General features: G+C 39.1%; 2 protein-coding genes. Both read left to right on the plus strand.

Going from position 1 to position 1,643, the window contains the following annotated elements; genetic code table 11:
* On the plus strand, positions 1 to 475 hold a 475-nt coding region (locus AC1UFB_RS15590), incomplete at its 5' end, for a transposase (protein ID WP_482589468.1).
* Positions 476 to 500: 25 nt separating this feature from the next.
* Complete coding sequence (nadE, locus tag AC1UFB_RS15595) at positions 501 to 1,328, plus strand: ammonia-dependent NAD(+) synthetase (RefSeq protein ID WP_482589469.1); 828 nt, start codon at positions 501 to 503, stop codon at positions 1,326 to 1,328.
* Positions 1,329 to 1,643 lie beyond the last annotated feature (315 nt).

The raw sequence follows: 1,643 nt of genomic DNA on the forward strand, positions 1-1,643 counted from the left end.
AAACTCTCACGTACGGTACGGAGTGGGGGAAAAGATGGAGATAACCTCAAAATCTTACCTATCACTAAAGGATGTATACCGTATTGTTAATCAAGTAAACGGAAAATGGGAAGGCGATTATATTGCCATGCAGAATGAGCAGCCAAACGATGAGCATCATTTGAAGATGTTTCATCCGGTTTATACTCATGTAAGTAAGTTTGTCACAGATTTTCATGCCCGTAAGATTCATAAGCAAATTTTTGAATCTGGTAAACTCATCTACAAACAGCCGTCAGTCGAAGAGATGCGCGCATATTGCTTACAAAACCTTAATCATTTGTGGGATGACTATAAAATGATTGCTAAATCGAACGAAGAAGTGCTGCGACCAACCGAATACCCTGTGGACCTTAGCACAAATTGTTGGAATAATAAGATGGATAAAATCAATGAAGCGCGCTCTAGAGCGTCTCAGCTATTAACTCATGTATAACAATTAGAGGTAGGGAGAGGACCATATGACGAAGCAACAGTACATCATTGACGAAATGAAAGTAAAGCCAGTTATTGACCCTAAAGAAGAAATTCGTAGAAGTGTCGACTTTTTAAAAGAATATATGAAGAAGCACTCGTTTTTACGTTCATTTGTACTAGGCATTTCAGGAGGCCAAGATTCTACGTTAACAGGTAAGCTTGCCCAAATGGCTATAGAAGAATTAAATGAAGAAGCAGGCGAAGGAACATATCAGTTTATCGCTGTGCGTCTACCGTATGGTGTACAAGCTGATGAACAAGACTGTCAAGACGCTCTAGCCTTCATTCAACCAAGTCGTTCGGTTGCTGTTAACATTAAGCCTGCTGTAGATGCAATGATTGCGGCAGTCGAAGAAGCAACGGGAGAAATTGTTTCTGACTTTAACAAAGGAAACGTAAAAGCACGTGAACGTATGATTGCACAGTATAGCATTGCTGGCATGCATCAAGGAGTTGTGCTTGGTACGGATCATTCTGCAGAGGCAGTGACTGGATTCTTTACGAAATTTGGAGATGGTGGCGCAGATTTAGTGCCGATTTTCCGTCTTAATAAGCGCCAAGGCAAACAGCTGTTAAAAGAATTAGGTTGCCCTGAACATTTATATTTAAAACAACCGACAGCTGATTTAGAAGAAGATCGTCCACAGCTGCCAGATGAAGAAGCATTAGGAGTTACATATAATCAAATTGATGACTATTTAGAAGGTAAAGAAGTTGGGGAGGAAGCAAGTAGGAAAATTGAGAGTCATTTCGTTAAAACAGCTCATAAACGCAGCCTGCCTATTTCAGTATTCGACGATTTCTGGAAATAATTTTTAAAAAGTCCGCTATGTGTATAGATGTACGCGTAGCGGACTTTTTTCAGGAAGATTTTCATTGTTTTTTTAAAGGTGAAAAAAGAAATTTGTAGAATAATAGTGTATTAGTGACTAATGTGCCTATCAATGACTGCGCACATATCTACCTGGGAATCGTTATATAAGTTTTACTTAATAATCCGGCATATGAACACCGGCTATTCTTTTTAAAATTTGCTCAGATGCCCCCTCCAAAAAAGTTAGAAAAGAAGAAACAGACTCTTGAATAGCTGCTTTGTTAGGATGGAATCGATTTTGGATGACGGTTTC

It is taken from the genome of Priestia sp. KCTC 13724 (assembly GCF_056820425.1).